This window comes from Bacillus sp. MMSF_3328 (assembly GCF_030733525.1).
Classification (GTDB): Bacteria; Bacillota; Bacilli; order Bacillales; family Cytobacillaceae; genus Bacillus_AB; species Bacillus_AB infantis.
The window spans coordinates 45273-70473 of the sequence record NZ_JASHIV010000004.1; the positions used below are offsets into that span (position 1 = coordinate 45273).

Sequence of the window (25201 nt, forward strand, 5' to 3'; positions counted from 1 at the left end):
AAAAAGGATGTGGCGGAATGGGTATTGTTGATTTTGGAAACAGGGCAAGTGAATATGCACGTTCCCGGAACGATGTTCCAAATAGTCTGTTTGATAGCCTTCATCTAAGAAATATTAATTTTACCGGCAAAAAAGTGGTTGATCTGGGCTGCGGGACAGGAGCGCTGACTAGGAGGCTGATTTTCCGCAAAGCAGACGCTGTCGGAATCGATCCCTCAGAAAAGCTTCTACAGGAAGCCGCCGGAATCAGCCGGGACAAGTATCTTGAAATCCCTTATAAAAAAGGAACTGCAGAAAATACAGGCCTTGACGGGGCTGAGTATGATATGGCGACGGTGCTCCGTGCCTGGCACTGGTTTGACAGGGAAGAAGCCCTCAGGGAAATCACCAGGATTCTTAAGCCGAAGGGTCACCTGATTGTGGCAGATACAGGATTCAAGACAGACCAAAGGCTTGTGGAAATCACTTTTGATTTTTTGAAGAAAGAAGGAGTAGAGCTTAAACCTGCCGGAAGCAAGGCAGAGTCAAGCCAAAGAATCAATGGATTTGCTGTAGAGTGGTTCCGTGAGTGGGAAGAGGCAGGGTTCGGGCTGAAGGATTTGTATGCGCTTCCATATGATGTCCATTTCACCAATGAAGAATGGCTGAACAGAGTTGCTTCTTTATCCTATTTGGCGGACCTCTCAAAAGAGGAAGGAGATGGATTGCTTCAGCGCCTGAAAGAAGAGCTGGAGGCACACTATGGGGCCAGTGCCTCACACGAGATTGCGCATTTCTGCACTATAGCTATTCTTCAGGAGGGAATCCGGTAAAGTGACTGATGGAGGACATTCAGTACAGAGCGCTTTTTCAAACCGAAATGTGCATATGCCATTCTTTTCGCTTATAATAGATTCATATAGTGTTTGAGAGGAGAATGACCATGGCAGGGAACAGCAAAAAGTCTGAATGGATTTCATGGGCCAAATCGATTGCCCTCGCGCTCGTCATTGCGTTTATTTGCCGCCAGTTTATATTTGCGCCGGTGACTGTCCAGGGCGATTCCATGATGCCGACCTTCCAGAATCAGAATAAAGTGATCGTGACCAAGCTCAGCAAGATTGAGCGTTTGGATGTCGTTGTATTTCATTCGCCTGATTCCGAGGATGATTATATAAAAAGGGTGATCGGTCTGCCAGGGGATGAAATTTCTGTGAAGGACGACCAGCTTTTTGTGAATGGGAAAAAAGTGGACGAACCATATCTGGCTGAAAACCGCAAGGAAGCGGCAGCGTTCGGCATTGAGCATCTGACAGAAAATTTTGGACCGCTTGTCGTGCCGGAGCATCAATATTTTGTGATGGGCGATAACCGTTTGAACAGCAATGACAGCAGAAGCTTTGGATTCATTTCTGATGAGTCTGTCGTTGGGGAAGCCAAGTTCCGCTACTTCCCGCTCAATCGGATAGGAAATCCTGAGAAACCATAAAAGAAGGAGCCCGGCTGCTAATTAGCCGGGCTCTTTTCCTGTCACTCGCTTTTTTGATCCTTTAAAGCTCCTTGAACGTGATAAGGATTGAGATCAATGTCCGTATCATGCCCCAATGCCAGCTTTGCAAGCTGCTGTCCAAGAAACGGCCCCATCGTCAGGCCGGAGGCGCCGAGCCCGTTGGCAGTGAGCAGGCCTTCCCACCCAGGGACAGCTCCGATGACCGGAAGGAAGCCGGGAGTAAAGGGGCGGAAACCGACCCTGGCTTCTATCAGACTGGCATCCGCCAGGCCGGGAGCTGTAGAGAGGGCTTTTGCAAGGACCTCCTGCATGCCTCCGGCTGTGATTCTCGCATCAAAACCGGATACATCATTTTCATGAGTTGCCCCTGCAACAATCCGTCCGCCGGTAAAGGCAAGCAGATACTGGTCACCGGGGGGCATAAGGACAGGCCAGCTGTCAGTTGCTTCATCCGGAAGCTTTAGGTGGGCAATCTGGGCCTTCTGATAGCTGACATCCATTTCAATGCCGAGCGGCTTGAATATTTCCGCTGCCCATGCGCCGGCACAGACGATTACAGCATCTGCCTCCCATTGTTCTTCACCGGCAAGGATGCCTGTCACCCGGTTTCCTTCATAGATCAGTGAAGCATCCTTTTCGAGAAAGACTGCCCCTTCCTTTTCTGCCGCACGGATAAGAGAATCCCTCAGTGCCCGTCCGTCTACCCGGGCGGCTCCGCTGACATGTACTGCTGCAAACTCTTTATCAGCCGGAGGGAAAGCCTCAGTTGTCTGTTCCCGGGTAAGAAGTGTGACTTCGCCGATTTCCGGTGCTTCTTCCCTCCGCTTCAATGTCCGCTCTTCCGCTTTTTCAAGCTTATCGGTTTCCTTGTGCAGGATAAGGGCACCTACCCTGCTGTAGCCTGTATCCGACTCGCCGCGTTCCTCAAGCTCCTTCACGAGCTCCGGATAATAGCGTGCCCCCGCTTTAGCAAGCCGGTACCAATCTTTATTGCGCCTCTGCGATACCCATGGGCAGACAATGCCGGCAGCAGCGGCAGTAGCCTGTCCTTTTTCATTCCGGTCCGCCAAAATCACCCGGTTCCCCGATTTTGCCAGGTGGTAGGCAGCTGAGGCTCCCAATATCCCTGCACCTATCACAATATATTTTTTCATAGCTTGCATCCTTTATAATGGAATTTATTTATAGTATACCGTCCTGTCGGCTTAATTGTAAAAAGTGCATAGAGCATCTTTGTGGAATCTGGCATAATATGTATTTTTTGTGTGGTATAATAAAAGCATCCTTACAAGAAAGCAGTGACAATAGATGAAAAAACTCCTCATGATTGCCTTGCCGCAAGCCTTCTTGCAGGCTGCCAGAATATGCAGAGCGGAAAACTGGATACAGATAATCTGAAAAAAGTGGAGATGGCCGACGTGGATAAAGAACAGGCCAAAAAAATTCCGGTTACATATGAAGCGCAGACTGTTGAAGAGGGACTCGATGCGCTCCCGTTTGAAATGAAGCTGCCGAAAAAGCTGCCGTTTGATGGGGAGGGATTTCAGCCGCCGGCTATTATGGATATGAATCATACCGGAAAACAAATCAAGGCGGAATTCAAGGCCTTTCCAAAAAGCAAAAAAGAGGATTACTTGCTGATGGTTTCTGCTGATTACCCGGTCGAATCCTCCGAGCAGCCCAATTCCGAACCAGTGGAGCTTGAAGGAGGGGCAGAGGGCATGTATCAGGGAAACACCTTGTCCTTTCTGCGGGATAAGGTTCAGTACACCATTATGTACAATAACAAAGCCATTCCGGAAGATCAGCATAAAAAAGAGCTGACTGAAATGGCCAATGAGATGCTGAAGTAGTTCGCTTAGCAGGCTCCTGATATGGTATGCTAATGTTCATGTGCAAGCCTTGCTGCGGACCGTGTGTTGGCAGGAAGAACGCTTCACAGTTACATGGGAGCTGATTATTGATGACCAAAGCAAAAAAAGGAAAAAGCGGCACTGGCAGCGGAACTGGAAAGAAAGGGTGGAACCGCTGGCAGGCGGGTGCCAAAAAAGCAAAAAGCGCCAAGCCATATAAAAGCAAAGGCACAAAAAATCAAGGGAAATCCGGGGATTCCGGCGGGAATGACTAAGGATGGGGATAAGAGCCAGGAAGTTCCTCTGGCTCTATTTTATTTGTTCATAAAGACCACTGCAGTTATTTGTAATCCTGCTGATCCTCTCTTCCGTCATTTCCTTCATCAACGCCCGTTGCCCGGTTGAATGCCTGGGAGATGATATTGAGCCCCTGATCCATCGCGTCCATCGACTTCATTTTTTCCCCGACCTTTTTGTCCTTCTTTTGTTCTTCCATAAAAAGCACCTCCTGTGTTTATAGGATTCGATGCTATCCATGGATTATGCGCCTATTCCAGGAAGAAGCTGTTCACAGGCACCTCCGACAGGGCAATATGGGTGACTGTTCCTGCATAAGGTGTAATTTCATTGATGAATCCTTCAATATCCTCAAGCTTTTTCAGTCTCAGCTTGACGAGATAGCAGGCCTGGCCGGCTATACGGGAGCAGAATTCCGCATTGGGGACCTCAGCCATTTTTTCCCTGAACTTCTGATAATCTCCTTGCCGCAAGGTGACTTCTACAAAACATTCAATCCCATATCCGAGTTTTTTATAGTCAATGGAAATGGTGTATCCTTTGATGATTTCCTCACTTTCCAGGCGTCTGACGCGTTCTGTGACTGAAGGGGCTGAAAGGTTTACTTTCTTTGCCAGCTCCCTCATTGATTGCCGGCCGTTTCTCTCCAGCTCCTGCAAAATACGCTTGTCTGTCTCATCGATTATCATTTGTAAGCCTCCTTGGTAGAAACATATTTCATTTGAAATGAGTATCGGTATAAACTGGTTTCAGATTTAATTCATTATTATTTTAATTCCTTCTATTATAAAAGCAGAAGGAGGAGTTGCAAATGCCAAGAATCAAATTGAATGAAAAACAGGGGGAGACCAATTTTCAAAAAGCGCTGGCTTATGTGCCAGAAGTGGCCGCCCTGTATGATGCCCTGTATGAGCAGCTGTGGAATGAGGAAGGAATCAGCCTGGACGTAAAAGAGAAGGTGCGTTTATATCTGGCTAATAAAAATGGATGTGCGACATGCATGAGCCTCTCGTATACCGGCGGAATGGAACAGAATGAAGCCATCGCTTATGCTGTGGAGCACAATAATTTCTCGGATTTCTCTCATTGGGACCGGAAGCTGTTTGATTTTCTGGAAACCTACAGATCCAATCCGCGGCTCTTAAAAGACTCGGATTTGGAGTGGCTGAAAAATTCCTATGACGAAAAGGAAATCATGAAGCTGCTGGCACTCATCAATCTTTTTGACGGCTATCATAAAATGATTGTCAGCCTTGATTTATACGATTTTTGTTCTTTAGGGAAGGAGGGTGCCTGATGGCTGTTCTGCTGTTGGTTGATATCCAGAAGGCCTTCGAGGATCTTTCCTGGGGTGAGCGGAATAATCCTGGTGCGGAAAAAGAAGCTGCAAGGCTTTTGAAGCATTGGAGAAACTGCAATCTGCCGGTGATTCACGTCCAGCATACCTCCCAAAGCAGGGAGTCTTTATTTTTCAAAGGAAGCATCGGCCATCAATTCAAGGAAGAGGTGAAGCCTGCAGCTGGGGAAAGCATTATCCAGAAAAGCGTCAACAGTGCGTTTATCGGCACGCCCCTTAAAGATTTGCTTAAAAATCTAAGAAGCAAAGAGCTTGTCATTGCCGGGCTGACCACACCCCATTGCGTTTCAACCACTGTCCGGATGGCAGCTAATCTCGGCTTTTCGGTCTGGCTGCCGGAGGATGCCTGTGCATCCTTTGAACGGAAAGGCCATGACGGCACCGTCTTCTCTCCCGGTCATATTCATCAAACAGAGCTTGCCATCCTCCATGGGGAGTTTGCGGAAGTGTGTACTACTGAAAAAGTATTAAAGGAATTCCCGGCCTGAAGAGCCGGGATTTTTTGAGTCCAGTGGGATCCGGAATGGGGGATGATAGAATGAAAAGGACTTTTAATTTTTTTTTTAAAACCTGTAGGGGTCTTTTATCCCGGTTTCGTCTATTACGTTGGAAGCTGCCAGAAAGGGGGAGAGAGAGATTAGCGACCAAGTTCTTATCCAGCAAGCGAAGAGCGGCAAGGAGCATGCCTTCCGGCTCCTGGTTGAAAAATACAGCAATGATTTGTTCCGGACAATCTTTGCAGTATTAAGGGACCGGAAGGAAGCGGAAGATGCCGCTCAGGAAGTGTTTATAAAAATCTATTCCTCTCTCCCCCAATATGAGGACCAGGGCTTTAAAACCTGGATCACCAGAATTGCAGTCAATCATGCTATTGATGTAAAAAGAAAGAGGGACCGGCGCAGGGAGGATTCCCTTGAGTATGCCGGATATGAGCTTCACGGCACCCAAAAAGAGGCTGTAGAGGCCGAAGTTATGAAGAAGGAAAGGCGGAAGCGGGTGAGGGAAAAGCTTCACCAGCTGCCTGATAATTATCGAGATGTAATCTATGACTTTTATATAGCTGAAAAAAGCTATCAGCAAATAGCGGAAGAACAGAATGTCCAGGTGAAGACTGTGGAGACAAAGCTCTACAGAGCGCGCTTATGGATGAGGAAGCACTGGAAGGAGGATGATTTCTCATGAAGCACTTTACGTATGAAGAGTGGAAGCGGTATGCGAATAATGAACTGGCAGAGGCGGAAAGGGAAGTTTATGAAGATCATCTGTACAGCTGTGATGAGTGCCTCGACGTCTATCTGGAGGCAGTTGCGGTAACAGAGCTGCCGCAAATGGAAAGCGGCTCAGGCTTCACTGATCTGGTGATGGCGCAAATCTCAGCAGAAGCATTAGAGCCTGCCCAGCCTCCGGTTTATGAAGAAAAGAAGCGCAGGCCATTCTACCAGTCGCCGCTGTTCCACTACTCCCTTGCAGCGGCAATGACCATCCTGCTCATGACGACCGGTGTTTTCCAGTCGATCACCCAGTATGCTGGAGCTGTTCAGGATCCGGATTTCCAGGAAAAGAAAACATCTGTGACAGAAGGGCTAGTGGATAAAACCTTTGCCTGGATGGATACGATCGAGAAGAAGAATAAGGAGGCAAATAAATAATGAAGAAAAATCCGATTATCGCTTTTCTTTTAGCTTTTTTCCCTGGGGGAGGCCTGCTTTATCTGGGAAAGACCCTTAGAGGTTTATTTTATACAGCAGCTGTGTTCGGGCTGATGATCTTAACGGTGGCTTTGATCAGCATGTATGTTTACGGGGACGGGGCAATCATATTTGCACTGTTCGGCCTGCTGATCTATTTCGTCAACTTTATTGATACGGCCATCACTGCATCAAAGCTCTACCAGCAGGGCGGCACAGCCTTTACGGATGGCAGCGGGGCTGCCGGATCAGCTAAGCCGGCAGCAAGCCAGGAGTCGGAGCGCTTTTTTACCATCATCCTGTCCTTTGTGCCTGGTCTTGGACACTTTCAGCTGGGCCTGATGAACCGGGGTTTAACGCTCCTGACCGCTTTTCTTGGTCTTGGTGTGATGGTGCTGTTTGTGTCGGTGCTGACCCATCGAAGTGAGTTCCTTGTATTCTGGGCGATCCTGCCGGTTATTTGGGTATACGGCTTCTTTGATAGCATCCAGCAGCTGAACCGTAAGCATCGGGGAGAAGAGCTGGTGGACCGTACAATCATGGAGGATTTCGAGTCGAAGCGGGATGAAGGCAAGAAAAGCAAATCTATTGCCACATTCCTGTCCATTTTTCCGGGAGCAGGCCATCTGTATCTCGGACTGCAACGGCGGGGCATTCAGCTGATGGCTGCCTTCCTGTTCTCCATTTATATCCTGGATGTGCTTAGGCTGGGGATCTTCCTGTTCCTGATTCCGATCATTTGGTTCTACAGTTTCTTCGACGGACTCCAGAAATCATCCCGATATGGAAATGAGCCTTTGGAGGATACGCCGATCATTTCGTATTTCATCAATCATCAGAAATGGGTGGGGATCGGCCTGGTCCTTGTAGGGCTGTACTATCTGACAACAAGCATCGTTCTTCCCGCCATTTCTCCAATGCTGTATAACATGATTGATATAGACATCCGCTATTGGTTTGACCGCTACTTCCAGACAGGCATTGTATGCATCCTGCTGATCGGCGGCGGGCTGCGCCTCCTTCTTGGCAGCAAATCTGTAAAAGAAAAGGCGGTTGATTAATTTGGGCATGGATGAGAAAAATGAAGGGCGGAATGAAGGAATGAGGACATGGCGTGTTGGTACATTTTCCATGGGGGCGGCACTGCTTTTCCTTGGGGTTTTCCTGCTGCTTTCGCGTATGCTTGATATGGATTTCGGCTATGCCATGATGTCATGGTGGCCGATCATCCTCGTAATCCTGGGAGCGGAAATCCTACTTTTCCTGCTTTTTTCCAAACAGGAAAAGCCTTATTTGAAATATGATTTTCTCAGCATTCTCTTTGTCGGCATTCTCGGCACGGCCGGCATCGGATTTGCGGCAGTCAGCTCAACGGGCATTCTGGATAAATTGGATGATGTTGTGAGCAGGGAAGAACGGACTATGGATCTGCCTGAGTTCACCGAAAAGCTGGATGGAAGCATTAAGAGGGTTATTGTCCAGACCGGAAATTCCCCGATTACTATTGAAGGTGCTTCCGGGAAAGACGTTTCCATGTTTGGCACCTACAGGGCGATGACTGGCAAAAACGAAAAACTGGTTTCAAAGCCCTCAGATTATGTCAGTTCCCACCGGAACGGCGACTCGCTCTATATCACGGTCAAAGAGCTCCCGAATGAAACAGCGGGGCCGTTTGAACGATACGCCTCCACGGATGCCACGCTCCTTATTCCTAAAGGTGTAAAGCTTGAAGTGACAGGAAGCGGCAACACGGTGACCATGAAGCCGAGGGAGCTGATGAGCGACTGGAGTGTTGAACAGGTATCCCATGTCTCCCTTTATATCCAGGAAGAAAGCAGCCTGAAGGTAAATGCCTTTGATATAAAGGATCTTCAGGGCAGCGAGGGAGACTGGAAGGTGACAAAAGAAGAAAAGCCCTCTGCTGAAGAGGGATATGCAGATTCCGGCAGCGGCGGAAAGGATGCGACCTACCAGTCTGGCAGCGGAGAGCACCGGATCAGCATTTCCGGCAGCTATAGTGTGAGTTTGAATACAGCTGCAGAATAAGATGCAAGGCCGATTGGGCCCTGCATCTTTTTGTTATCCTTATACTTCTTGTGCGGAACTGCTTTTGATTGTTTCTTCTTTTTTAGCCTTTGCCCTCATGTACATGCCGATATTCAGGATAACAAGGATGCTCGAAACCATTAAAGAGCGGTCTGTCAGCCCGTCGCGGAAAATATAGCTGGACGCAGCCGCCAGAATAATGAGTGCTGCGAGTAATAAATGGTGCATGATCTTATTTCCTCCCATAATGTCTTTTTCCCAAGTATACAGGCCGGAAATTTCAGCGCTGTGAACAGAACCTTACGGGAACCTTAACAAGGCAGGAATTAACAGCAGGGTGAAAATTGGGTATACTGAAAAGACTCATACTCTTACATAACGTTGGTGAAATATGAAGACATTTATTGAAAAAGTCCTGGAGCGGTTATCTTCCGCGCAGCTGATTGTTCTGTTCTACTTATTTGCTGTTATTCTTTCGGCTGTACTGCTGGAGCTGCCGATCACCCTGAAGGAAGGCGTTGAACTGTCCTTTATAGATGCTTTTTTTACTTCAGTCAGCGCCATCAGCGTCACGGGCCTCTCCACTGTGAATGTCAGCGAGATCCTCAGTGTGCCAGGCACTTTTATCTTTGCTTTTATCCTGCAGTTCGGCGGAATCGGGATTATGACGCTTGGCACTTTTTTCTGGCTGCTTGTTGGAAAGAAAATCGGGTTAAGAAAAAGGAAGCTGATCATGACCGATCAGAATCAGTACAATCTTGCTGGACTGGTCATGCTTATCAGGCGTATTCTTGTTATCTTTATAACCATTGAATTAATTGGCGCCATCATTCTTGGCTTTCATTTCCTGAGGTATTTTCCTACCTGGCAGGAGGCGTTCCTTCAGGGATTCTTTGCCTCTGTCAGTGCAACGACCAATGCGGGTTTCGATATTACAGGGCAGTCCCTGATCCCGTTTGCTGATGATTATTTTGTGCAGCTCATTAACATCATCCTGCTGATCGTCGGGGCCATCGGCTTTCCTGTATTGATTGAGATACGAGAATTTATACGGCATCGCGGTACGATTCCGTATAAGTTCACCCTTTTTACCAAAGTTACGACCGTGACCTTCTTTCTGCTGGTTGTACTGGGTACTGCGTTTATCTGCCTTTTTGAATATAATCATTTCTTTGCTGATAAATCGTGGCATGAATCCTTCTTCTACGCGCTGTTCCAATCTGTATCAACCCGGAATGGGGGGCTCGCAACCATGAATATCAGCGATTTTTCAGAGCCAACCTTGTTCTTTATCTCTATCCTGATGTTTATCGGCGCCTCTCCCAGCAGTGTCGGCGGAGGAATCAGGACAACCACCTTCGCCATCATGGTGCTGAGCATCTACACATATGCCAAGGGCAATACGCATATCAAAGTGTTTAAAAAGGAAATCATGCAGGAGGATGTAATCAAATCTTACATTGTGTTCGCAACCGCTATCCTGATTTGCAGCCTGGCAGTCATCCTGCTCACCTTCACTGATCCGAAGTTCACCTTTCTGCAGATTGCCTTTGAGGTGGCTTCTGCATTCGGGACAACCGGCCTTTCCATGGGAATTACAGCGGATCTGACGGACGCAGGGAAAATCATCATCATCCTGCTGATGTTCATCGGGCGGATCGGCATTCTGTCCTTCCTGTTCCTGATCAGGGGAACCCCGAACAAGGAAAGATATCATTATCCGAAGGAAAAAATCATCATTGGATAACATACAGCAGCCTGCTTCGAAAGCGGGCTGCCTTTTTTTGTTCATGAATGGGATATCTTTTCAATATATAAATATATACACAATGGGGGGGATTGGAATGATTATAAAAGCGATAGATCTTGGGCTGATGTCAGAGCATTTAATGGTGCATAAAGGTGTCCTTGGAAAGCTGGAGCTGTATTTTTGCCTGGCGGAGGATGAGAGGCTCAAACAAATACTGTATGAACAGGCTGTGGTGATGAAAAACCATGTACATGTGATGATCAAGCTGATGAACCCAGAGACAAATGAAGGAGTGACTGCAGCCGCCCTTCAGGAACTGAAACCATTAGAAATGGTATGTACTGATACAGAGGGCAGGTTGAGCGATCAGGAAATCGCCCTGGAAGCGAGAAACACGGCAAAGTCGATGGCCGGCACCAATTTCAGCTCGGCACTTGATATGAAAACCCCGAATGTCCGCCGCATTCACATACAGATGGCACTTCAGCAGACAGGGATACAGGAAAGATACAGTGAACTGATTAAGGAAAAGGGCTGGGAATACGCCCCCGATTCAAACAGAGGGGAGCAGGAAGAGGCTGCCCGCCGATTCAAAGAGCTGTTTAGAGAATAAGGCCTGCTGCTCTTCTAAAATCCACCATCTTACCGCATAATGGCTGTTTGGGAGGTAGGCGATCTTCAGCTTCCTTCCCTCCAGCCGTTCTTCATAATAGCTTCGGCTGATATCCATGGAATACACGTCCACCATCAAATCATCAAAAATAAGCTCCATTACAAACTCGGTGCCTGTTTCGGGATCATCGTACTCTGCCTCATCTGGAACACCTTCTACAAACAGGAACTCTTTATTTTCATAGGCATCCTTATCCTTGTAGAGCAGATGGGCTTCGTGTATGAAATATCCCCCGGATGCGAGGAAGACTATGGTAAAAAGAGAGATAATAATTCCCCCCGACCAGCTTTCTGCAGTCCATACTAAAGCCAGGAAAGCAAGGCCTGCGCAAAGGCATATAGAGACAGCAATAATTAAGCTGAGTACCTCCGACCAGAGGAAATCGTTAATCAATCCGGACACACCCCAAAGAATGAGCGAACAAATCAAAAAGAAAAGGCTTCCAATGCCAGAGATTGCAGTCAGCCATTCCAGGACAGACTGCGGCCTTTTAATTTTTTTGTTTTTGAAGTTCGGCTTCTTTTTCTTCATATAAACCTCCATCTGCCTTTTTCTTTTTATACGTTAAAAAAGGAGAGAAGTTTCGTCAAGAAAAGCAGAAGGCATTCAGGGAGATCCGGAAAGCAAAGAGCGCCAAATCAGGACTCTATGCATTTTAATCAAGTAAAAGATAAAATGTTTGAATTTTTAGATATATATCCTTATAATTAAATAAACTAATTGGTTTATTTAATGGGGAAACAGGGAAACACAATGCGGTTGTTTTAAGAAAAGCGGGTGAGAAAGATGAGCAGAAGAAGAATCTCAAGCGAGATGAAGAAAACGAGCAAGAGCATCCATATGGAAGAATGGATATGGGAGCTTTCCGGGCATATCCAGCCTTGCCGGTCAGGTGCGATTAAGGAGCTGTTCTTAGATAGAATCAGAACAGAACTGGTGAAAGAGGGGCTGATAGGTGAAGATGCTGTTATTACCAAAGAGCATGGGGAACTTTTTGCAGTGCTGATGGAGAAGCGTGCAAAAAGCTGCGGATAGAAAGGATTTTGCGTGATGGAAAACTATTTTACAGGAAACCGGGTCAGTCTGCGGCCTTTTAGAGAAGGAGACAGCATCCATATTTATCAGGCCCTCCTCGATCCTGAGTTCAGGAAGCTTACAGGGACACAGACCTTTTTTACAGAAGACAGCCTTGAAAAAGCCTATAAGAACTTTGCTGAAGCCAAATCACGGATCGATCTTGTCATAACAGACAAAGAGACAGGAGCTGCGATAGGGGATCTGGCTCTGACGGAAATTGATTATATCAATAAAAATGCCAGCCTCAGAATTGCTCTTTATAAAAAAGAGCATTACGGAAAGGGGCTTGGAACGGAGGCTATTTCGCTTCTGCTTCAATATGCCTTTGAAGTACTCAGCCTTTACCGCGTGTATCTCAATGTGTATGAGTATAACAGCCGGGCCATCAGGGCTTATGAAAAACTGGGATTTGTAAAGGAAGGGGCTTTCAGAGGAGAACTGCTTTGGAATGGAGTCCACTACGACAATCTGATCATGGGCATTCTCAGGCATGAGTTCCGTCCTATGAGCACAAACAGGGAGGGGAATTGAGTGCCTCCGATTGTATCAGAGGAGTATAAACGGAATAAGAAGAAGGAGATTTTGGCCAGTGCGCTGAGATGCTTCGCCAGGAAAGGCTTCCAGGCTGCATCCATCGACGACATCGTTGCAGAATCAGGCATCAGCAAGGGTGCCATCTACAACTATTTTAAAAGCAAGGATGATATTTATATCACCCTTATGATGGAGCAGACGGAGGAAGCTAATGACCGCCTCCTGAAGGAAATCGAGGCACTTGATTCCGCCGGTGCCAGGCTTTCTTATCTTTTTGACCGCTACAGCCGCTCAAGGCCGGATAAAGACATGAAAGATTACATCGTCGTCCATTATGAATTTACACTTCATTCTTCGCGGAATGAAGAGATCAGCAGAGTGCTGAAACAGCGCGGCAATCAATTCTTCATTAACCTCATCCTCAAAATTGTGGAAGAGGGCAAGAAATCGGGAGAGTTTGCAGCTGAAACAGATTCCCGCCTTATTGCCAATATGTTCTGGGTGGTGGTTGACGGAACGAATATCCAGCGCATCCTCTTTGAAGATTTTCCTTCAGATAAAGTTTTTCAGACGTTTAAGCAGTTTATGATGTCGTATATTAAGAGTGGATGAGGCTGAGAATTACCTCACCGGAATATCCCCGAAAATCTGCCGCCGGCAGGTTTTTTATTTTTTCAGCAGCTGATGCAGAGAGAGGATAATTATCTCCAAAAGGGGTATAATGCCAAGGTGCATAATCGAAAAAATTAAGGGTAAAATTATGCTTTTCAAACTGTATGGTGTTAAAATTATGAAGGAAGCTTATTTCCTATATTAAGGAAAAAGTAATGGACAGTTTTGAATTGAGCGTCAATTTTATTAATAGGATGATGGGTATGAAAAGAGCAAGAATCATTTATAATCCAACCTCTGGACGGGAAATTTTCAAGAAGAATCTCCCTGAGGTGCTGCAGAAGCTGGAGGAAGCGGGCTATGAAACCTCGTGCCATGCTACAACCTGTGAGGGTGATGCCACTAAGGCGGCACGTGTAGCAGTGGAACGGAAATATGATTTGGTCATAGCAGCCGGGGGAGACGGAACGATCAATGAAGTGGTCAATGGGATGGCCGAGCAGGAGTACCGGCCGAAGCTTGGCATCATTCCGTGCGGCACAACCAATGACTTTGCCCGTGCGGTCCATATTCCCCGAGATGTACAGGCTGCAGTTGATATCATCATACAGGGCGATACGATTCCTGTTGATATCGGCCGGTTCAATGATAAATATTTTATTAATATAGCCGGGGGCGGAAGGCTGACCGAGCTTACTTATGAAGTGCCGAGCAAGCTGAAAACCATGCTGGGGCAGCTGGCCTATTATCTGAAGGGCATTGAAATGCTTCCTTCGATCAAATCCACGGAAGTCAGCATTGAATACGATGGGAAGCTGTATGAAGGTGAAGCCATGCTCTTTTTGGTTGGGCTCACCAACTCGGTGGGGGGCTTTGAACGCCTGGCCCCGGATGCGTCGATCAATGACGGGCTGTTTTCCCTGCTGATCCTGAAAAAGACGAATCTCGCCGATTTCATCCGGATTGCATCCATGGCAGTAAGAGGAGAGCATATCCATGATCCCCATGTCATCTATACACAGGCCAACCGGATAAAAGTTACCTCCAAAGAAAAAGTCCAGCTGAACCTGGACGGAGAATTCGGCGGACTGCTTCCAGCTGAATTCGTCAATCTTTACCGCCATCTTGAAGTATTCGTGCCGATCGATAAAATCCGCAAGGAAGACCGGCCGTACGAAACTGTGGAGGAATAAGAAACAGGGAAGAGAGCTGGTGTCTCTTCCCTGTTTTTTTTGTTTTACAAAAGGCGCGGAAAAGCTCCCGCGCCTTGTCTCATCTTATTTATGCTTTATGCTTAATCAAATCAGTAATTGCGTGGTAAATCTCCATTCCCTGGTAAAGAAACAGAGTAGACGCCGTTAATGAAAAAGCGCCGATCATTAAGAATCGAATCCACATAATATTGTCCTCCTTATTGTTTGTTTAGCTTTAGCTGAACAATGCAGGAGAACGGTCCACATAGTTGGACTGATAAAAGACGCTTTTCAGGAAAAAATGATGAAGTGCGAAAGCAAGATGGCGGACAGCCAGGAATACCATGATAGCTGCCAGCAGGATAACAGTGGAACTGCCGGGTAATGCGGAAGGTTCGTGCTTTTCATCCGCAGTCAGCTGGAATGATTCCCCGGTTTCTCCGAGAAGGGCTGCCTTGCTTTCATGGACGGGCTGGTGATCCTGATGGATTGGCTGATAATGAACGAACAAAAATGACAGGATTGTCATTAAAAGCAGTGCTGAAACAGCTCTCGCCTTTCTCATCTTCTCACACCCCTTCGCCAAATAGAATATTACCATCATATCGCCTTTGTTCATGTTTTAAAACAAAAAAGTTTTGACAAAATCCCCAGTTTTGACGCGATTTGGGGATGAAAAGGTTTACTTTGCTGCTGTATCAAGGGTGGGGAAATTTTGTGTGTTTTTCATGTGCATGCGGTTGGTTTCAGCTAGTGAGAATGTGGCAGGGGAGGCGGTTATTTGCGAGTTTTGGGATTTATTTGCGGGATATGATTTTTATTTGCGACTTTTAAGATATATTTGCAGTTTTCAATAATATTTGTGACTTTCGGCATATATTTGCGACTGTCCTCAGATCGGGGGACTCTGCAAGCAGGCCGCACATTCCGGTTATTAGCAACTTTTCAAGTTTATTAGCAAGTTTCCTGTTTTATTAGCAACTTTTCCCATATACTAGCAACTTTTCGATTTTATTAGCAACTTCTTCAATATATTAGCAACTCCACTCCGCCCAACCTCCAAACCCAGCTCCCCAGCCAACCCCTCATCCCCAAAAATCTCCCTGCCTTCGCTTTCCCCCACCCTTTGTGGTACAATCTTGCTAGTCAATAGAGCCACGGAAATTAACACAGCAAAGGACGAACGTGATGAAGGGTACTGTTCCAGTTCAGAAGAATGATTATATAGATGTAATGTTTGAAGATTTGACGCATGATGGGGCAGGAGTCGCGAAGGTGGATGGCTATCCGCTGTTTGTGCCGAATGGCCTGCCGGGCGAGAGGGCACAGGTGAAGGTGACGAAGGTGAATAAAGGGTACGGGTTTGGGCGTTTGATGGAGATTTATGAAAAGAGCCCGCACCGTGTCGTTGCTCCCTGCCCGATTTATAAGGAGTGCGGCGGCTGCCAGCTGCAGCATCTCAGCTATCAGGGCCAGATGCTGGCAAAGGAAAAGCAGGTGCGTGATGTGCTTACAAGGATCGGAAAGCTTGAGGACGTGAAGGTTCATCCGGTTCTCGGGATGAGTGAGCCGTGGAGATACCGGAATAAGGCACAGGTGCCGATAGGCGAGCATGAAGGCGGCCTGATCGGCGGCTTCTACCAGCAGCGATCTCACCAGATCATCGATATGAAAGAGTGTCTGATCCAGCAGGAAAAAAATGATGAAGTCGTCCAGACAGTCAAAGAGATCTGCGCCAAGTATGGAGTCAGGGCTTATAATGAAGGGCGCCATAAAGGTGAGCTCCGCCACATCATGGCGCGGCATGGACTTGTAACCGGAGAAGTGATGGTCGTGCTGATTACAAGGACCAATGAGCTTCCGAACCGGAAAAAGATCACCGAGGAAATTGCAGCGAGCATAAAAGGAATCAAGTCGATCGTGCATAATGTGAACCCGAAGAAAACGAATGTGATCTTTGGAGACGTCACCCGTGTCATCTGGGGCGAAGAAGTGATCTACGATTATATTGGCGATATCAAGTTCGCCATCTCAGCCCGCTCTTTTTACCAGGTCAATCCGGAGCAGACGAAGGTGCTTTACGAGAAGGCGCTTGAATATGCAGATCTGTCAGGCGAAGAAAGCGTCATAGATGCTTATTGCGGAATCGGCACCATTTCTCTTTTTCTCGCTCAAAAGGCAAAGAAGGTCTTTGGAGTGGAAATCGTGCCTGAGGCAATTGAGGATGCCAAACGCAATGCGGCTCTTAACGGGATAACAAATGCGGAGTTTGCGGTTGGGGAAGCGGAAAAGGTCATCCCTGATTGGTATAAGGAAGGAAACCAGGCGGATGTCCTGGTTGTCGATCCGCCGCGCAAAGGCTGTGATGAAGCCTTGCTGCAGACGATTCTAAGCATGAAGCCGAAAAAAGTGGTCTATGTTTCCTGCAATCCTGCCACGCTTGCCCGCGATTTGCGGATCCTTGAAGACGGCGGGTATAAGACAGAGGAAGTCCAGCCGGTTGATATGTTCCCGCAGACGATGCATTGTGAAGCAGTGGCAAAAATCACCCTAAAAGATCAATAATCCATAAAACTGAGGCAGCCCCAACCAGGCTGCCTTTTCACATACTTCCAAACACTCTGACCAATACTAAAACGGGTGATGAAAATGGCATGCCGTTCTAGTGATGAATTAAAAAAACTGGTTGAGGAAGCGCGGAAGGAGACGGTGCACGGAAGGGTGGCCGATTATATCCCTGCGCTTGGTAAGGCGGATCCGGGAGATTTATCCATTGCGATCCAATATCCTGGCGGCGAATGCGTCTCTGCCGGTGTTGTTGAGGAAAAGATTACGCTTCAAAGTGTGTCAAAAGTAATCAGCCTGGCCTATGTTTTAATGGAAAGGGGCCCTGATTATGTGTTCGACCGTGTGGGGATGGAGCCGACGGGCGATCCGTTCAACTCGATTGCCAAGCTTGAGACCATGGCGCCTGCCAAACCGCTGAATCCCATGATTAATGCAGGGGCGCTTGTCGTTACACACATGGTGGAAGGAAGTTCTCCTGGTGAGCGTTTCGAAAAGCTTCTTGGTTTCGTCCGGCGGCTCGCAGATGATGAAACGATCGGCTACTGCCGGGAAGTAGCAGAGTCCGAATTGAGGACAGCCGACCTGAACAGGGCGCTTTGCTATTTCCTGAAGCAGCATGATGTTATCCAAGAAGATGTAGAAGATCTGCTCGACTTATATACGAGGCAGTGTGCTATTGAAATGAACTGCCTGAACCTGGCTAGGATTGGCCTTGTTTTTGCGCTGGATGGAAAAGACCCGCGGACAGGCGGGGAAATCATGCCTAGGGACATCGCGCGGATCTGCAAGACCTTTATGGTAACCTGCGGCATGTACAATGCTTCAGGCGAATTTGCGATCAAAATCGGGATCCCGGCGAAAAGCGGTGTTTCAGGAGGGATCATGGGTGCGGTCCCTGGCCGTTTTGGCATTGGCATCTTCGGGCCGGCCCTTGATGAGAGGGGAAACAGCATTGCAGGGATCCGGCTTTTGGAACTGCTGTCGAAGAATTACAGTTTAAGCATGTTTTAATCCAATCATAAAACCCGCTGCAATTACAGCGGGTTTCTGGCTTATGCCGGTTCCTTGATCTGGTCAAAAAATGCCGAAATAAGCTGTTCAAGTTTGTCGGTATCCATCGGTTTGAATAAGCCGCTTGCCTTAATGGTTGCCAATGTGCTCTCAATCAAAAACCTTCTCGGATTCTTGGATCTTAGAAGCTCTTCCTGTATAAAATCAAGAAGCTCCACATATTTAGGCTCTTCTTTGTTGATTGCTTTTTTCAGCGTTAGGACCGTGTGGTGGAGATCCTTTTGGAAGCCGGGATTTGGGTGTCTGCAGTCTGGCGCCCATTTATCCAGAAGTTCAGGCTGAAACAGCTGGTCTTCTGTACTGGATACCTCTTCAACCATTTTCACAATTCTCTTTACACTGTACTGTACCACCTGGTGGATGCTGGCATTCACTTCATTCGCAATTGTGTGATATTTCAAGTTCTGGTTAAGGATCCCGAGAAATATGATCGAGCAGTCAAGAAGATAGTATTTCTTGCTTTCGCCGAACAGATCGATGAACCGCTGATACAGCCAGCGCAGCATGCGGAGCTGTCCGCGTTTGATGAATTCCTTCAGGTCTTCATCATTTAAGATGTAGACTTCTTCGAAAAGGGCGATCAGCTTATTCGCTCGGTTCGTTATCAGCTGAAGCTCGATCTGCTGGATGAATATATCTATATCGGCAGGATCCTGGCCAATGAGCAGTTCATTGCGTTCTTTTTCCAGCTGGGAATAGATGCTTCTGACCATTTCAATCAGGAGTTCATTCTTAGATGGAAAATAATTATAGAAGGTTCCTTTGGAGATGCCGCTGTACTCCAGGATATCCTGAATGCTGGTGGCCTGGAAGCCTTTATCGATAAACAGCTGGTGTGCCATTTTGATCACATGCTGTTTCCTGTCATTCATAAAATCACCTTTTTTAAGTAGTATACTGCCTGTATAAATTTTATAGTACACCATTTATTATGCCAAAACAAATCCAGTTATTTCAACGGAATTTAATGATTGCAATCTTTGTACCGATGGTATATGATATGTTTTGTGAAACAGGAGTCCAATATATTGGACTTAAAGTATAGGAGGAAAAAATGGAACAAAAAATAAATAATACAGGCAGGCCGCCGTACGGTATGATCGCGGTTCTGATGATTGGCGCCTTTATTGCTTTCTTGAATAATACGCTCTTGAATATCGCGCTGCCTTCTATCATGAAGGAGCTTGAAATCGGCGCATCAACCGTTCAATGGCTGACTACCGGCTTCATGCTCGTAAACGGAATTCTAATCCCGACAACTGCTTTCCTTATTCAAAAATATTCTGTACGCAGGCTGTTCCTTGCAGCCATGCTTTTATTTACAGCGGGGACTGTGCTGGCCGGAACTGCGCATATTTTCCCGGTATTGCTGGCTGGAAGGATGCTTCAGGCATCAGGTTCGGCTATTCTTATGCCGCTTTTGATGAATGTTATGCTGATCAGCTTCCCTGTTGAAAAAAGGGGAACGGCGATGGGTGTATTTGGACTGATCCTCATGTTTGCACCTGCAATCGGCCCTACGCTGTCAGGATGGATCATTGAGCACTATGATTGGAGAATGCTGTTCCACTTCATTACTCCGATTGCGGCTGTAGTTCTGCTTGTCGGATTCTTCCTGCTGAAGGATAAGAAGGAAAAAGTGAACATCCGCCTGGATATGCTGTCTCTTATCCTGTCCAGCATCGGTTTCGGCGGAATCCTTTACGGGTTCAGCTCCGCGGGGGACAAAGGCTGGGACAGCCCGCATGTGTATGTAACCATTACAGTGGGTGTTATCTCGCTGATTATTTTCATCCTGCGCCAGACAAAGCAGGAGCGCCCGATGCTGAACTTCGGGGTTTATAAATATCCGATGTTTGCTTTATCATCAGCCATTACAATGGTAGTCAATATGGCACTGTTCTCAGGGATGATCCTTCTGCCGATCTATGTGCAGACCCTTCGCGGAATCTCGCCTATGGATGCAGGGCTTCTGCTTCTGCCTGGAGCCATCATCATGGCATTCATGTCGCCTATTACCGGCCGTTTGTTCGATAAATTCGGAGGCCGCGTGCTTGCGATCATCGGACTTGCGATCACTGTAGTAACGACTTACCTGTTCTCAAAGCTTACTCTTGATACAACTTATACAAATTTGATCATTCTTTACTCTGTCCGTATGCTTGGGATGTCCATGGTTATGATGCCGGTATCAACTAATGGCCTTAACCAGCTGCCAGCCCAGTACTATCCGCACGGGACAGCGATGAATAACACTTTGAACCAGGTATCTGGCGCGATTGGAACAGCGTTGCTTGTGACAATCATGTCAACGCGGACCAAAACCCATGCTGAAGAGATTGCTGCTGATGCATTGCAGCAGTCGGCAGGGTCAAATGCCGGCGTCCAGCCGACAGAAGCTGCGCTTGCCCAAATGGAGCAGCAGATCGGCATGCAGGCTATGCTTGAAGGCATCAATGATGCTTTCCTTGTGGCAACCTTCATTGCTGGTGTTGCCCTTGTGCTTGCCTTCTTCATCAAGCGTGCCAAGCCGGCTGAAGAACCATCTGAAGCAAAATCTTCACAGGAAAAGACTGCACCAAAGCTGGCTGAAAACTAATAGAGAAAAGGAGAATGTCCATGGGGCATTCTCCTTTTTACATTAAAAAAAGGAAGAGCAGAATCTTCCTTTTCCCTTTTAATATGTTTTTACCACATCATCGAAAGCCCTTCTTGATTTCGGACGCGGATCTTTTGTACGGTAGCCGAATGCAACCATGACGGATATGCCGAAGTGGCCGTCCTCGAGGATGCCTTCCTCCTGGAGCAGTTCATTCATTTTTTCAATATTAAAGCCTTCGATCGGACAGGAATCGATGCCAATCTGGGCAGCAGCTGTCATCATATTAGCAAGGGCGATGTAGGTCTGCTTGGAAGCCCAGTCATACAGCGGACGGTCTCCTTCAAGAAGCTTGAAATCATCTTTCTGGAATTCCTCAACCCGGCCAAGGTATTTTTCGAGTATATCAGAAGGCATATTCAGAACATTGGTGAATTGGTCTTTTAAATAATCCGAATCATACTTAGTATCCATTTTGGTCCGCGCCAGAATGACGACGAAATGGCTCGCATCAGGCAGCTTGCTGTAAGCACCCCAGGAAGCGTTTTTAATTTTTTCCCGAAGTTCCGGGCTTTCAATGACAGCAAAGCGCCAAGGCTCAAATCCGAATGAGCTTGGAGAGAGACGGCCGGTTTCCATGATGAAGCGGAAGTCATCCTCCGGGATTTTTTTATCTGGATCAAATTCCTTTGTTGCGTGGCGGAAATGGTAAGCGTCCAGAATCTCCTGCTTTAATTCTTCTTTATTGCGCATCTCGTCAACTCCTTCTATTTTACTCTCATTAAAATTACCATAATCCATTTTTTAATTCATGAAATCGGCTCGGCGGGAAATGGTAATGGAAAAATCTGTTTATTATTCCTCTATTTCCATAAATTATTGGGCAGGCGGTGCGGGTACATAACAACTACACCTGAATAATAGAACATCTTGGAAAGGCTGGATGAGGCAGAACATTTTTTGTATGTTTCCAGCAGAGTCCATCGGGTAATTAAAAAGCATATTAAAATCTAAAATTTACAGGAGGTAATCATGATGAATGACAACAAAAAGTTCATTGGAGTATTCGATACACAGGAAGAAGCAATCAAGAAGATTGACGACTTAAAACTCCAGGGCTACGGAGAATCGGATATTTATGCGGTTGCGAAGGATGCCGATGATATCTCTATGGTAAGAGGGCGAACCGGTGCAGAAGTGGAAGGAACGGATGCAGACGGCGGTTCATGGCTGGACAAGTTTATGTCATTCCTGACTGGTGAGGATGAGGTCCGCGGAGGAATGCAGAATATGGGACTGACAGATGCAGAGGCTGACCGCTATTACAGTGATATTCAGGCGGGAAAAATTCTGCTGTACGTTGATAAGGATTATGATCAATACTATGGAGAACGGACACTTGCTAATGAAGCAAACCCTACGAGCCCTGCTGCTCCGACCCTTGATGCCACAGGCTATGGGGCAGTAACCGGTCCGAATAATACAGCAGGTACAGCCGGCATGGCAAACACTGCAGGAATGCGTACAGGCAGACTGACCGACGAGCCGGACGGCTATGTAGAGGGTGTCAAGGCAGATGAATTGACCGGCTCTGCTGATGTAGAGGGTGTCAAGGCAGATAAATTGAATGGCTATGCTGATGAAGATGACTTGACTGACGAACAGCGCCTGCGCCTGCGTGAGGAGCGCCTGCAGGTTGACAAAGAGCGCGTCCAGACCGGTGAGGTTCACGTTGAAAAAGACGTTGTAGAAGAAGAGCGTTCAGTTGATGTGAATGTCAGCCATGATGAAGTATATGTAGAACGGCGCAAAGTTGACGGGCAGGCCGTTGATGGAGATGCCGGACCGATTGTCGATGACAATGACGATATAAGAATTCCCATTACTGAAGAACGTCTGGAAGTTACGAAGAAACCTGTCGTGACTGAGGAGCTTGTTGTCGGCAAGCGGAAGGTTGAGGATACAGAGACTGTCAGGGATACAGTCAAGCGTGAAAAAGCCCATGTGGATGGTGCGGATGATTACGATGAAGATGACCGTGATTCCGGCACAGCCTATCTGGGCAGCGATCAGGACGACAGCCTGGCAGACCGTATGGACGATCGCGGCCGCTTCTAATCTGAATAAAGACGAAACAGCCAGCATCATGCTGGCTGTTTTTTCTGTGCAGAATTTTATTTACATTCACATATCGGTGGTATAAATTGGTATATAAAAAGAAAGCGGGTAAGCGTATGGTGAACTTCTATTTATTTGCTTTGATGTGCATTTTTCTGATCATCCTGCCAGGGCCTGATACAGCGGTTGCTACAAGAAATACACTCTCTGCAGGCAGGATGGGCGGACTCAAAACGGCGGCAGGCACATGCTCTGCGCTGGCAATCCATACACTTGCTGCGGTTGCCGGGCTTTCCGCCCTGATTGTCAAGTCGGCTATGCTTTTTTCTGTATTGAAATATGCCGGTGCTGCTTATTTGGTCTATCTTGGAATCAAAAGCCTGCTATCAATCAGGAATGGCGGACAGGAACTTGATAAGAACAGCGAGCAGGTGATTAAAGGGAAAACGTTCTTCAGGCAGGGCTTTTTGACGAATCTGCTGAATCCGAAGGTCGCTGTATTTTTCCTGACCTTTCTGCCGCAGTTTGTTGAAGAGGGGACCGCGCCATTTTTCCCATTCTTCCTTATGGGAGCGGTCTATACCATTTTGACTGCTGTCTGGTTTTTCTTATATGTACTCTTAATCCAGCAGATTAGTTCTTTTATGAAAAAACCGAAAACTCAGAAGGCAATCGAAGGGCTGACCGGGACCATTCTCATCGGTTTCGGGGTCAAGCTTGCTCTGGAGAAGGCGCGGTAGTCTCCTCATTTCCATTAAAACATGCTATTCTGTAAATAAGATCATAAGAACAGAAGGGCTGAGTCCATGTATTTAACTATTGAAGAAACGGCAGAATATCTGTCAATGCCAGCTGCTGCTGTCGAAAAGCTTGTACAGCAGAAGAAAATCCGCGCCATTTTTGACGGCGAGCAGTATCTCATTTATAAAGAGCAATTCAAGACTCATTTGGAACAGATGGAGAAGTATAAAAGGCTGGTCGAGGAAGTACTGAATGAACCGATTCCGGAAGATCGGGATATAAAGGATGAAGACTAACACAAAGCGCCTGGGCTGCCGGGTGCTTTTCTATTTTTTAAAAGCTCTGTTAAAATCTGTTGTTGATAATTTGATTACATGGAGATATAAAAACAGGAAGTCGCCTTATGGAGTGGCCAGCAAGCTTTAAAATAAGCGGAAATTTTCCGGTTAAGCTGCTAAATATGGCACGAGTGGGTATAAATAAGCGGAGAATTTCCGTTTAAGCGGAGCAAAGTTGCCCATTTTCCTGTTTTTTGAGTTGATAGGCGGAATTTCTCCGTCTATTTGAGCTGTTTTTAGAGGTTTTAAGAAATTAGGGGGAATTTCTCCGCTTATTTTTCAGCCGGTCACTGATTCCCTCATATCAGGTCAAGGAAGGTTCACTCTTTTATGGCTGGAAATGAAGACCTGGGTGAAAATCACTTTAATATTGATATAAGACCACTAAAGAATAAGATTGAATTCAGGAATAAAGGTGGTCAAAAAATATACAGACTTCAAAATGGAGAAGAAGCTATTTACATTGTTGACAGGAACCATACAAAGCTTGTCTTTGAAAAGGACCATTGGCAATACATGCTCGGTGTTTCAAAGAGGATTGCCGATAGAGTACCACCAGAAATGAAATGTTGGTTTCGATTGCTAACTCAACTTTTCTAGACTAATAAGACCTCTTTGTTATTAATAGCGATCACCGAAAAGGGACGCTTTTTTTCTTGGTAATTTGCCTTGTCAAAGTGATATTTAGTTTGTGTAAATAAAGAGTGCCTGTGTCTAATAGAAGCTGCCAATAGCATTAGGCGGCTTTTTTTTATTCTAGAAAAGGGGCAGGTTAGTATTGGAGGATAAGCCGATATAGAAACAATGAAACTTTTGTTTTATATAAGCGTATTAGTGTGTAAGAGGAACACATTAGGTTTTGTCAATGGCATTATTGAAGGAAATTGAGAAATAAGGGGATATTATATGTCACCATTTTCGTTAGGATTAATACTAGGTGCCTTTTTAGTTATAGGGGTACAACAAATGATTTACACTTTAATATGGGTATATACAGGGGAAAATATGGGGATGTTGCGAAACATTAGAACAGCTATAAAGATTCTAAAGAATAAGGAAAAAGAGAAAAGTGGAGAAAGTTATTAAGAAATTGTTGAATGACAACAAAGTCGGGAAAGACTTGAATTTGTCAATCAACTACCGTGTAAAAAAAAGTTCAATAAAGACTCGTTACAAATTTAGGATTGAGTCTTATTT

Annotated in this window: 32 protein-coding genes; 24 read left to right on the forward strand and 8 right to left on the reverse strand. The window is 46.4% G+C overall.

Features of this window, described 5'->3' with window-relative positions; genetic code table 11:
• Positions 1–17: 17 nt before the first annotated feature.
• Together RBB45_RS08720 and lepB are read left to right on the forward strand one after the other, a co-directional pair.
• Positions 18–812, forward strand: a complete 795-nt coding sequence (locus RBB45_RS08720) for a class I SAM-dependent methyltransferase (protein ID WP_306009447.1) — start codon at positions 18–20, stop codon at positions 810–812.
• 104 nt (positions 813–916) lie between these two features.
• Positions 917–1468, forward strand: a complete 552-nt coding sequence (gene lepB, locus RBB45_RS08725) for a signal peptidase I (protein WP_306009448.1) — start codon at positions 917–919, stop codon at positions 1466–1468.
• A gap of 41 nt (positions 1469–1509) precedes the next feature.
• On the opposite strand, the gene RBB45_RS08730 is transcribed toward lepB, so the two are convergent.
• Complete coding sequence (locus tag RBB45_RS08730) at positions 1510–2643, reverse strand: NAD(P)/FAD-dependent oxidoreductase (RefSeq protein ID WP_306009449.1); 1134 nt, start codon at positions 2641–2643, stop codon at positions 1510–1512.
• Between the two features lie 210 nt (positions 2644–2853).
• Between RBB45_RS08730 and RBB45_RS08735 the strand changes: the two genes are divergently transcribed.
• Positions 2854–3342 (forward strand): hypothetical protein, encoded by a 489-nt coding sequence (locus RBB45_RS08735; protein ID WP_306009450.1) that lies wholly within the window; start codon positions 2854–2856, stop codon positions 3340–3342.
• Between the two features lie 110 nt (positions 3343–3452).
• Positions 3453–3617 (forward strand): DUF3934 family protein, encoded by a 165-nt coding sequence (locus RBB45_RS08740; RefSeq protein WP_009792524.1) that lies wholly within the window; start codon positions 3453–3455, stop codon positions 3615–3617.
• Between the two features lie 65 nt (positions 3618–3682).
• Here the strand turns inward: RBB45_RS08740 and RBB45_RS08745 are convergent, their stop codons facing one another.
• Together RBB45_RS08745 and RBB45_RS08750 are read right to left on the reverse strand one after the other, a co-directional pair.
• Positions 3683–3838: a hypothetical protein gene (locus RBB45_RS08745; RefSeq protein WP_009792523.1), complete on the reverse strand. Its 156-nt coding sequence runs from the start codon at positions 3836–3838 to the stop codon at positions 3683–3685.
• A 52-nt stretch (positions 3839–3890) separates the two neighbouring features.
• Positions 3891–4328: an Lrp/AsnC family transcriptional regulator gene (locus RBB45_RS08750; protein WP_129613844.1), complete on the reverse strand. Its 438-nt coding sequence runs from the start codon at positions 4326–4328 to the stop codon at positions 3891–3893.
• A gap of 122 nt (positions 4329–4450) precedes the next feature.
• Here RBB45_RS08750 and RBB45_RS08755 point away from each other — a divergent pair, with 122 nt between their 5' ends.
• The 6 genes from RBB45_RS08755 (at position 4451) to RBB45_RS08780 (ending at position 8730) form a co-directional block, all read left to right on the forward strand.
• A complete protein-coding gene (locus RBB45_RS08755) occupies positions 4451–4936 on the forward strand; it encodes a carboxymuconolactone decarboxylase family protein (RefSeq protein ID WP_009792521.1) in 486 nt (161 codons plus the stop codon).
• A complete protein-coding gene (locus RBB45_RS08760; protein WP_306009451.1) occupies positions 4936–5484 on the forward strand; it encodes a cysteine hydrolase family protein in 549 nt (182 codons plus the stop codon). The genes RBB45_RS08755 and RBB45_RS08760 overlap by 1 nt, the downstream gene beginning before the upstream one ends.
• A 118-nt stretch (positions 5485–5602) precedes the next feature.
• Positions 5603–6178, forward strand: a complete 576-nt coding sequence (locus RBB45_RS08765) for an RNA polymerase sigma factor (protein ID WP_129613847.1) — start codon at positions 5603–5605, stop codon at positions 6176–6178.
• On the forward strand, positions 6175–6645 hold the full coding sequence (locus RBB45_RS08770) for a hypothetical protein (protein ID WP_009792518.1): 471 nt from the start codon (positions 6175–6177) through the stop codon (positions 6643–6645). Before RBB45_RS08765 ends, RBB45_RS08770 begins: the two co-directional genes overlap by 4 nt.
• A complete protein-coding gene (locus tag RBB45_RS08775) occupies positions 6645–7745 on the forward strand; it encodes a hypothetical protein (protein WP_009792517.1) in 1101 nt (366 codons plus the stop codon). The genes RBB45_RS08770 and RBB45_RS08775 overlap by 1 nt, the downstream gene beginning before the upstream one ends.
• Positions 7746–7785: 40 nt before the next feature.
• Positions 7786–8730, forward strand: a complete 945-nt coding sequence (locus tag RBB45_RS08780) for a LiaI-LiaF-like domain-containing protein (RefSeq protein ID WP_101552163.1) — start codon at positions 7786–7788, stop codon at positions 8728–8730.
• 39 nt (positions 8731–8769) lie between these two features.
• Here RBB45_RS08780 and RBB45_RS08785 read toward each other — a convergent pair whose 3' ends face one another.
• Positions 8770–8958, reverse strand: coding sequence for a hypothetical protein (locus RBB45_RS08785; protein WP_156916983.1), 189 nt, complete (start codon positions 8956–8958; stop codon positions 8770–8772).
• A 163-nt stretch (positions 8959–9121) separates the two neighbouring features.
• Between RBB45_RS08785 and RBB45_RS08790 the strand changes: the two genes are divergently transcribed.
• Positions 9122–10477, forward strand: coding sequence for a TrkH family potassium uptake protein (locus RBB45_RS08790; protein ID WP_094769563.1), 1356 nt, complete (start codon positions 9122–9124; stop codon positions 10475–10477).
• A 97-nt stretch (positions 10478–10574) separates the two neighbouring features.
• On the forward strand, positions 10575–11093 hold the full coding sequence (locus tag RBB45_RS08795; RefSeq protein ID WP_165352690.1) for a spore coat protein: 519 nt from the start codon (positions 10575–10577) through the stop codon (positions 11091–11093).
• Here RBB45_RS08795 and RBB45_RS08800 read toward each other — a convergent pair.
• Positions 11034–11684, reverse strand: coding sequence for a hypothetical protein (locus RBB45_RS08800; RefSeq protein ID WP_306009452.1), 651 nt, complete (start codon positions 11682–11684; stop codon positions 11034–11036). The two genes, RBB45_RS08795 and RBB45_RS08800, sit on opposite strands and share 60 nt — an antisense overlap.
• A gap of 255 nt (positions 11685–11939) precedes the next feature.
• Here RBB45_RS08800 and RBB45_RS08805 point away from each other — a divergent pair, with 255 nt between their 5' ends.
• The 4 genes from RBB45_RS08805 (at position 11940) to RBB45_RS08820 (ending at position 14569) form a co-directional block, all read left to right on the forward strand.
• The gene (locus RBB45_RS08805; RefSeq protein WP_009792511.1) at positions 11940–12188 is read left to right on the forward strand and encodes a hypothetical protein; all 249 of its coding nucleotides are present in this window, start codon (positions 11940–11942) and stop codon (positions 12186–12188) included.
• Positions 12189–12203: 15 nt separating this feature from the next.
• The gene (locus RBB45_RS08810; protein WP_306009453.1) at positions 12204–12761 is read left to right on the forward strand and encodes a GNAT family N-acetyltransferase; all 558 of its coding nucleotides are present in this window, start codon (positions 12204–12206) and stop codon (positions 12759–12761) included.
• Positions 12762–13376: a TetR/AcrR family transcriptional regulator gene (locus RBB45_RS08815; RefSeq protein ID WP_101552088.1), complete on the forward strand. Its 615-nt coding sequence runs from the start codon at positions 12762–12764 to the stop codon at positions 13374–13376.
• 263 nt (positions 13377–13639) lie between these two features.
• On the forward strand, positions 13640–14569 hold the full coding sequence (locus RBB45_RS08820) for a diacylglycerol kinase (protein WP_224905552.1): 930 nt from the start codon (positions 13640–13642) through the stop codon (positions 14567–14569).
• A gap of 235 nt (positions 14570–14804) precedes the next feature.
• Here RBB45_RS08820 and RBB45_RS08825 read toward each other — a convergent pair whose 3' ends face one another.
• Complete coding sequence (locus tag RBB45_RS08825) at positions 14805–15134, reverse strand: hypothetical protein (RefSeq protein WP_022543270.1); 330 nt, start codon at positions 15132–15134, stop codon at positions 14805–14807.
• A 623-nt stretch (positions 15135–15757) separates the two neighbouring features.
• On the opposite strand from RBB45_RS08825, the gene rlmD reads away from it, so the two are divergent.
• On the forward strand, positions 15758–17134 hold the full coding sequence (gene rlmD, locus RBB45_RS08830) for a 23S rRNA (uracil(1939)-C(5))-methyltransferase RlmD (RefSeq protein WP_129613854.1): 1377 nt from the start codon (positions 15758–15760) through the stop codon (positions 17132–17134).
• Positions 17135–17218: 84 nt separating this feature from the next.
• Positions 17219–18148 (forward strand): glutaminase A, encoded by a 930-nt coding sequence (gene glsA / locus RBB45_RS08835; protein ID WP_306009454.1) that lies wholly within the window; start codon positions 17219–17221, stop codon positions 18146–18148.
• 41 nt (positions 18149–18189) lie between these two features.
• Here glsA and RBB45_RS08840 read toward each other — a convergent pair whose 3' ends face one another.
• The gene (locus RBB45_RS08840) at positions 18190–19080 is read right to left on the reverse strand and encodes a TetR/AcrR family transcriptional regulator (RefSeq protein ID WP_148950650.1); all 891 of its coding nucleotides are present in this window, start codon (positions 19078–19080) and stop codon (positions 18190–18192) included.
• Between the two features lie 182 nt (positions 19081–19262).
• On the opposite strand from RBB45_RS08840, the gene RBB45_RS08845 reads away from it, so the two are divergent.
• Positions 19263–20807, forward strand: a complete 1545-nt coding sequence (locus RBB45_RS08845; protein ID WP_009792502.1) for a DHA2 family efflux MFS transporter permease subunit — start codon at positions 19263–19265, stop codon at positions 20805–20807.
• 78 nt (positions 20808–20885) lie between these two features.
• Here the strand turns inward: RBB45_RS08845 and RBB45_RS08850 are convergent, their stop codons facing one another.
• A complete protein-coding gene (locus RBB45_RS08850) occupies positions 20886–21560 on the reverse strand; it encodes an NAD(P)H-dependent oxidoreductase (RefSeq protein ID WP_009792501.1) in 675 nt (224 codons plus the stop codon).
• Positions 21561–21839: 279 nt separating this feature from the next.
• Here RBB45_RS08850 and RBB45_RS08855 point away from each other — a divergent pair, with 279 nt between their 5' ends.
• From RBB45_RS08855 to RBB45_RS08875, 5 genes are all read left to right on the forward strand, one after another.
• On the forward strand, positions 21840–22925 hold the full coding sequence (locus RBB45_RS08855) for a YsnF/AvaK domain-containing protein (RefSeq protein ID WP_306009455.1): 1086 nt from the start codon (positions 21840–21842) through the stop codon (positions 22923–22925).
• A 116-nt stretch (positions 22926–23041) separates the two neighbouring features.
• Entirely contained in the window at positions 23042–23665 is a 624-nt protein-coding gene (locus tag RBB45_RS08860) for a LysE family translocator (RefSeq protein ID WP_306009456.1), read from the forward strand.
• A 66-nt stretch (positions 23666–23731) separates the two neighbouring features.
• Positions 23732–23962 carry an excisionase family DNA-binding protein gene (locus RBB45_RS08865; RefSeq protein ID WP_009792498.1) on the forward strand — a complete coding sequence of 77 codons (231 nt, stop codon included), beginning with the start codon at positions 23732–23734 and terminating at the stop codon, positions 23960–23962.
• A 372-nt stretch (positions 23963–24334) separates the two neighbouring features.
• Positions 24335–24604, forward strand: a complete 270-nt coding sequence (locus tag RBB45_RS08870; RefSeq protein ID WP_306009457.1) for a hypothetical protein — start codon at positions 24335–24337, stop codon at positions 24602–24604.
• Between the two features lie 306 nt (positions 24605–24910).
• Complete coding sequence (locus RBB45_RS08875; protein WP_306009458.1) at positions 24911–25090, forward strand: hypothetical protein; 180 nt, start codon at positions 24911–24913, stop codon at positions 25088–25090.
• Positions 25091–25201: the final 111 nt, after the last annotated feature.

Excerpts from the sequence above, each read along its gene's own strand:
- RBB45_RS08720 (WP_306009447.1), top strand. The coding sequence starts at position 18 with ATGGGTATTGTTGATTTTGGAAACAGGGCAAGTGAATATGCACGTTCC.
- lepB (WP_306009448.1), top strand. The coding sequence starts at position 917 with ATGACCATGGCAGGGAACAGCAAAAAGTCTGAATGGATTTCATGGGCC.
- RBB45_RS08730 (WP_306009449.1), bottom strand. The coding sequence starts at position 2,643 with ATGAAAAAATATATTGTGATAGGTGCAGGGATATTGGGAGCCTCAGCT.
- RBB45_RS08735 (WP_306009450.1), top strand. The coding sequence starts at position 2,854 with ATGCAGAGCGGAAAACTGGATACAGATAATCTGAAAAAAGTGGAGATG.
- RBB45_RS08740 (WP_009792524.1), top strand. The coding sequence starts at position 3,453 with ATGACCAAAGCAAAAAAAGGAAAAAGCGGCACTGGCAGCGGAACTGGA.
- RBB45_RS08745 (WP_009792523.1), bottom strand. The coding sequence starts at position 3,838 with ATGGAAGAACAAAAGAAGGACAAAAAGGTCGGGGAAAAAATGAAGTCG.
- RBB45_RS08750 (WP_129613844.1), bottom strand. The coding sequence starts at position 4,328 with ATGATAATCGATGAGACAGACAAGCGTATTTTGCAGGAGCTGGAGAGA.
- RBB45_RS08755 (WP_009792521.1), top strand. The coding sequence starts at position 4,451 with ATGCCAAGAATCAAATTGAATGAAAAACAGGGGGAGACCAATTTTCAA.
- RBB45_RS08760 (WP_306009451.1), top strand. The coding sequence starts at position 4,936 with ATGGCTGTTCTGCTGTTGGTTGATATCCAGAAGGCCTTCGAGGATCTT.
- RBB45_RS08770 (WP_009792518.1), top strand. The coding sequence starts at position 6,175 with ATGAAGCACTTTACGTATGAAGAGTGGAAGCGGTATGCGAATAATGAA.
- RBB45_RS08775 (WP_009792517.1), top strand. The coding sequence starts at position 6,645 with ATGAAGAAAAATCCGATTATCGCTTTTCTTTTAGCTTTTTTCCCTGGG.
- RBB45_RS08780 (WP_101552163.1), top strand. The coding sequence starts at position 7,786 with ATGAGGACATGGCGTGTTGGTACATTTTCCATGGGGGCGGCACTGCTT.
- RBB45_RS08785 (WP_156916983.1), bottom strand. The coding sequence starts at position 8,958 with ATGCACCATTTATTACTCGCAGCACTCATTATTCTGGCGGCTGCGTCC.
- RBB45_RS08790 (WP_094769563.1), top strand. The coding sequence starts at position 9,122 with ATGAAGACATTTATTGAAAAAGTCCTGGAGCGGTTATCTTCCGCGCAG.
- RBB45_RS08795 (WP_165352690.1), top strand. The coding sequence starts at position 10,575 with ATGATTATAAAAGCGATAGATCTTGGGCTGATGTCAGAGCATTTAATG.
- RBB45_RS08800 (WP_306009452.1), bottom strand. The coding sequence starts at position 11,684 with ATGAAGAAAAAGAAGCCGAACTTCAAAAACAAAAAAATTAAAAGGCCG.
- RBB45_RS08805 (WP_009792511.1), top strand. The coding sequence starts at position 11,940 with ATGAGCAGAAGAAGAATCTCAAGCGAGATGAAGAAAACGAGCAAGAGC.
- RBB45_RS08810 (WP_306009453.1), top strand. The coding sequence starts at position 12,204 with ATGGAAAACTATTTTACAGGAAACCGGGTCAGTCTGCGGCCTTTTAGA.
- RBB45_RS08820 (WP_224905552.1), top strand. The coding sequence starts at position 13,640 with ATGAAAAGAGCAAGAATCATTTATAATCCAACCTCTGGACGGGAAATT.
- RBB45_RS08825 (WP_022543270.1), bottom strand. The coding sequence starts at position 15,134 with ATGAGAAAGGCGAGAGCTGTTTCAGCACTGCTTTTAATGACAATCCTG.
- rlmD (WP_129613854.1), top strand. The coding sequence starts at position 15,758 with ATGAAGGGTACTGTTCCAGTTCAGAAGAATGATTATATAGATGTAATG.
- glsA (WP_306009454.1), top strand. The coding sequence starts at position 17,219 with ATGGCATGCCGTTCTAGTGATGAATTAAAAAAACTGGTTGAGGAAGCG.
- RBB45_RS08840 (WP_148950650.1), bottom strand. The coding sequence starts at position 19,080 with ATGAATGACAGGAAACAGCATGTGATCAAAATGGCACACCAGCTGTTT.
- RBB45_RS08845 (WP_009792502.1), top strand. The coding sequence starts at position 19,263 with ATGGAACAAAAAATAAATAATACAGGCAGGCCGCCGTACGGTATGATC.
- RBB45_RS08850 (WP_009792501.1), bottom strand. The coding sequence starts at position 21,560 with ATGCGCAATAAAGAAGAATTAAAGCAGGAGATTCTGGACGCTTACCAT.
- RBB45_RS08855 (WP_306009455.1), top strand. The coding sequence starts at position 21,840 with ATGATGAATGACAACAAAAAGTTCATTGGAGTATTCGATACACAGGAA.
- RBB45_RS08860 (WP_306009456.1), top strand. The coding sequence starts at position 23,042 with ATGGTGAACTTCTATTTATTTGCTTTGATGTGCATTTTTCTGATCATC.
- RBB45_RS08865 (WP_009792498.1), top strand. The coding sequence starts at position 23,732 with ATGTATTTAACTATTGAAGAAACGGCAGAATATCTGTCAATGCCAGCT.
- RBB45_RS08870 (WP_306009457.1), top strand. The coding sequence starts at position 24,335 with ATGGCTGGAAATGAAGACCTGGGTGAAAATCACTTTAATATTGATATA.
- RBB45_RS08875 (WP_306009458.1), top strand. The coding sequence starts at position 24,911 with ATGTCACCATTTTCGTTAGGATTAATACTAGGTGCCTTTTTAGTTATA.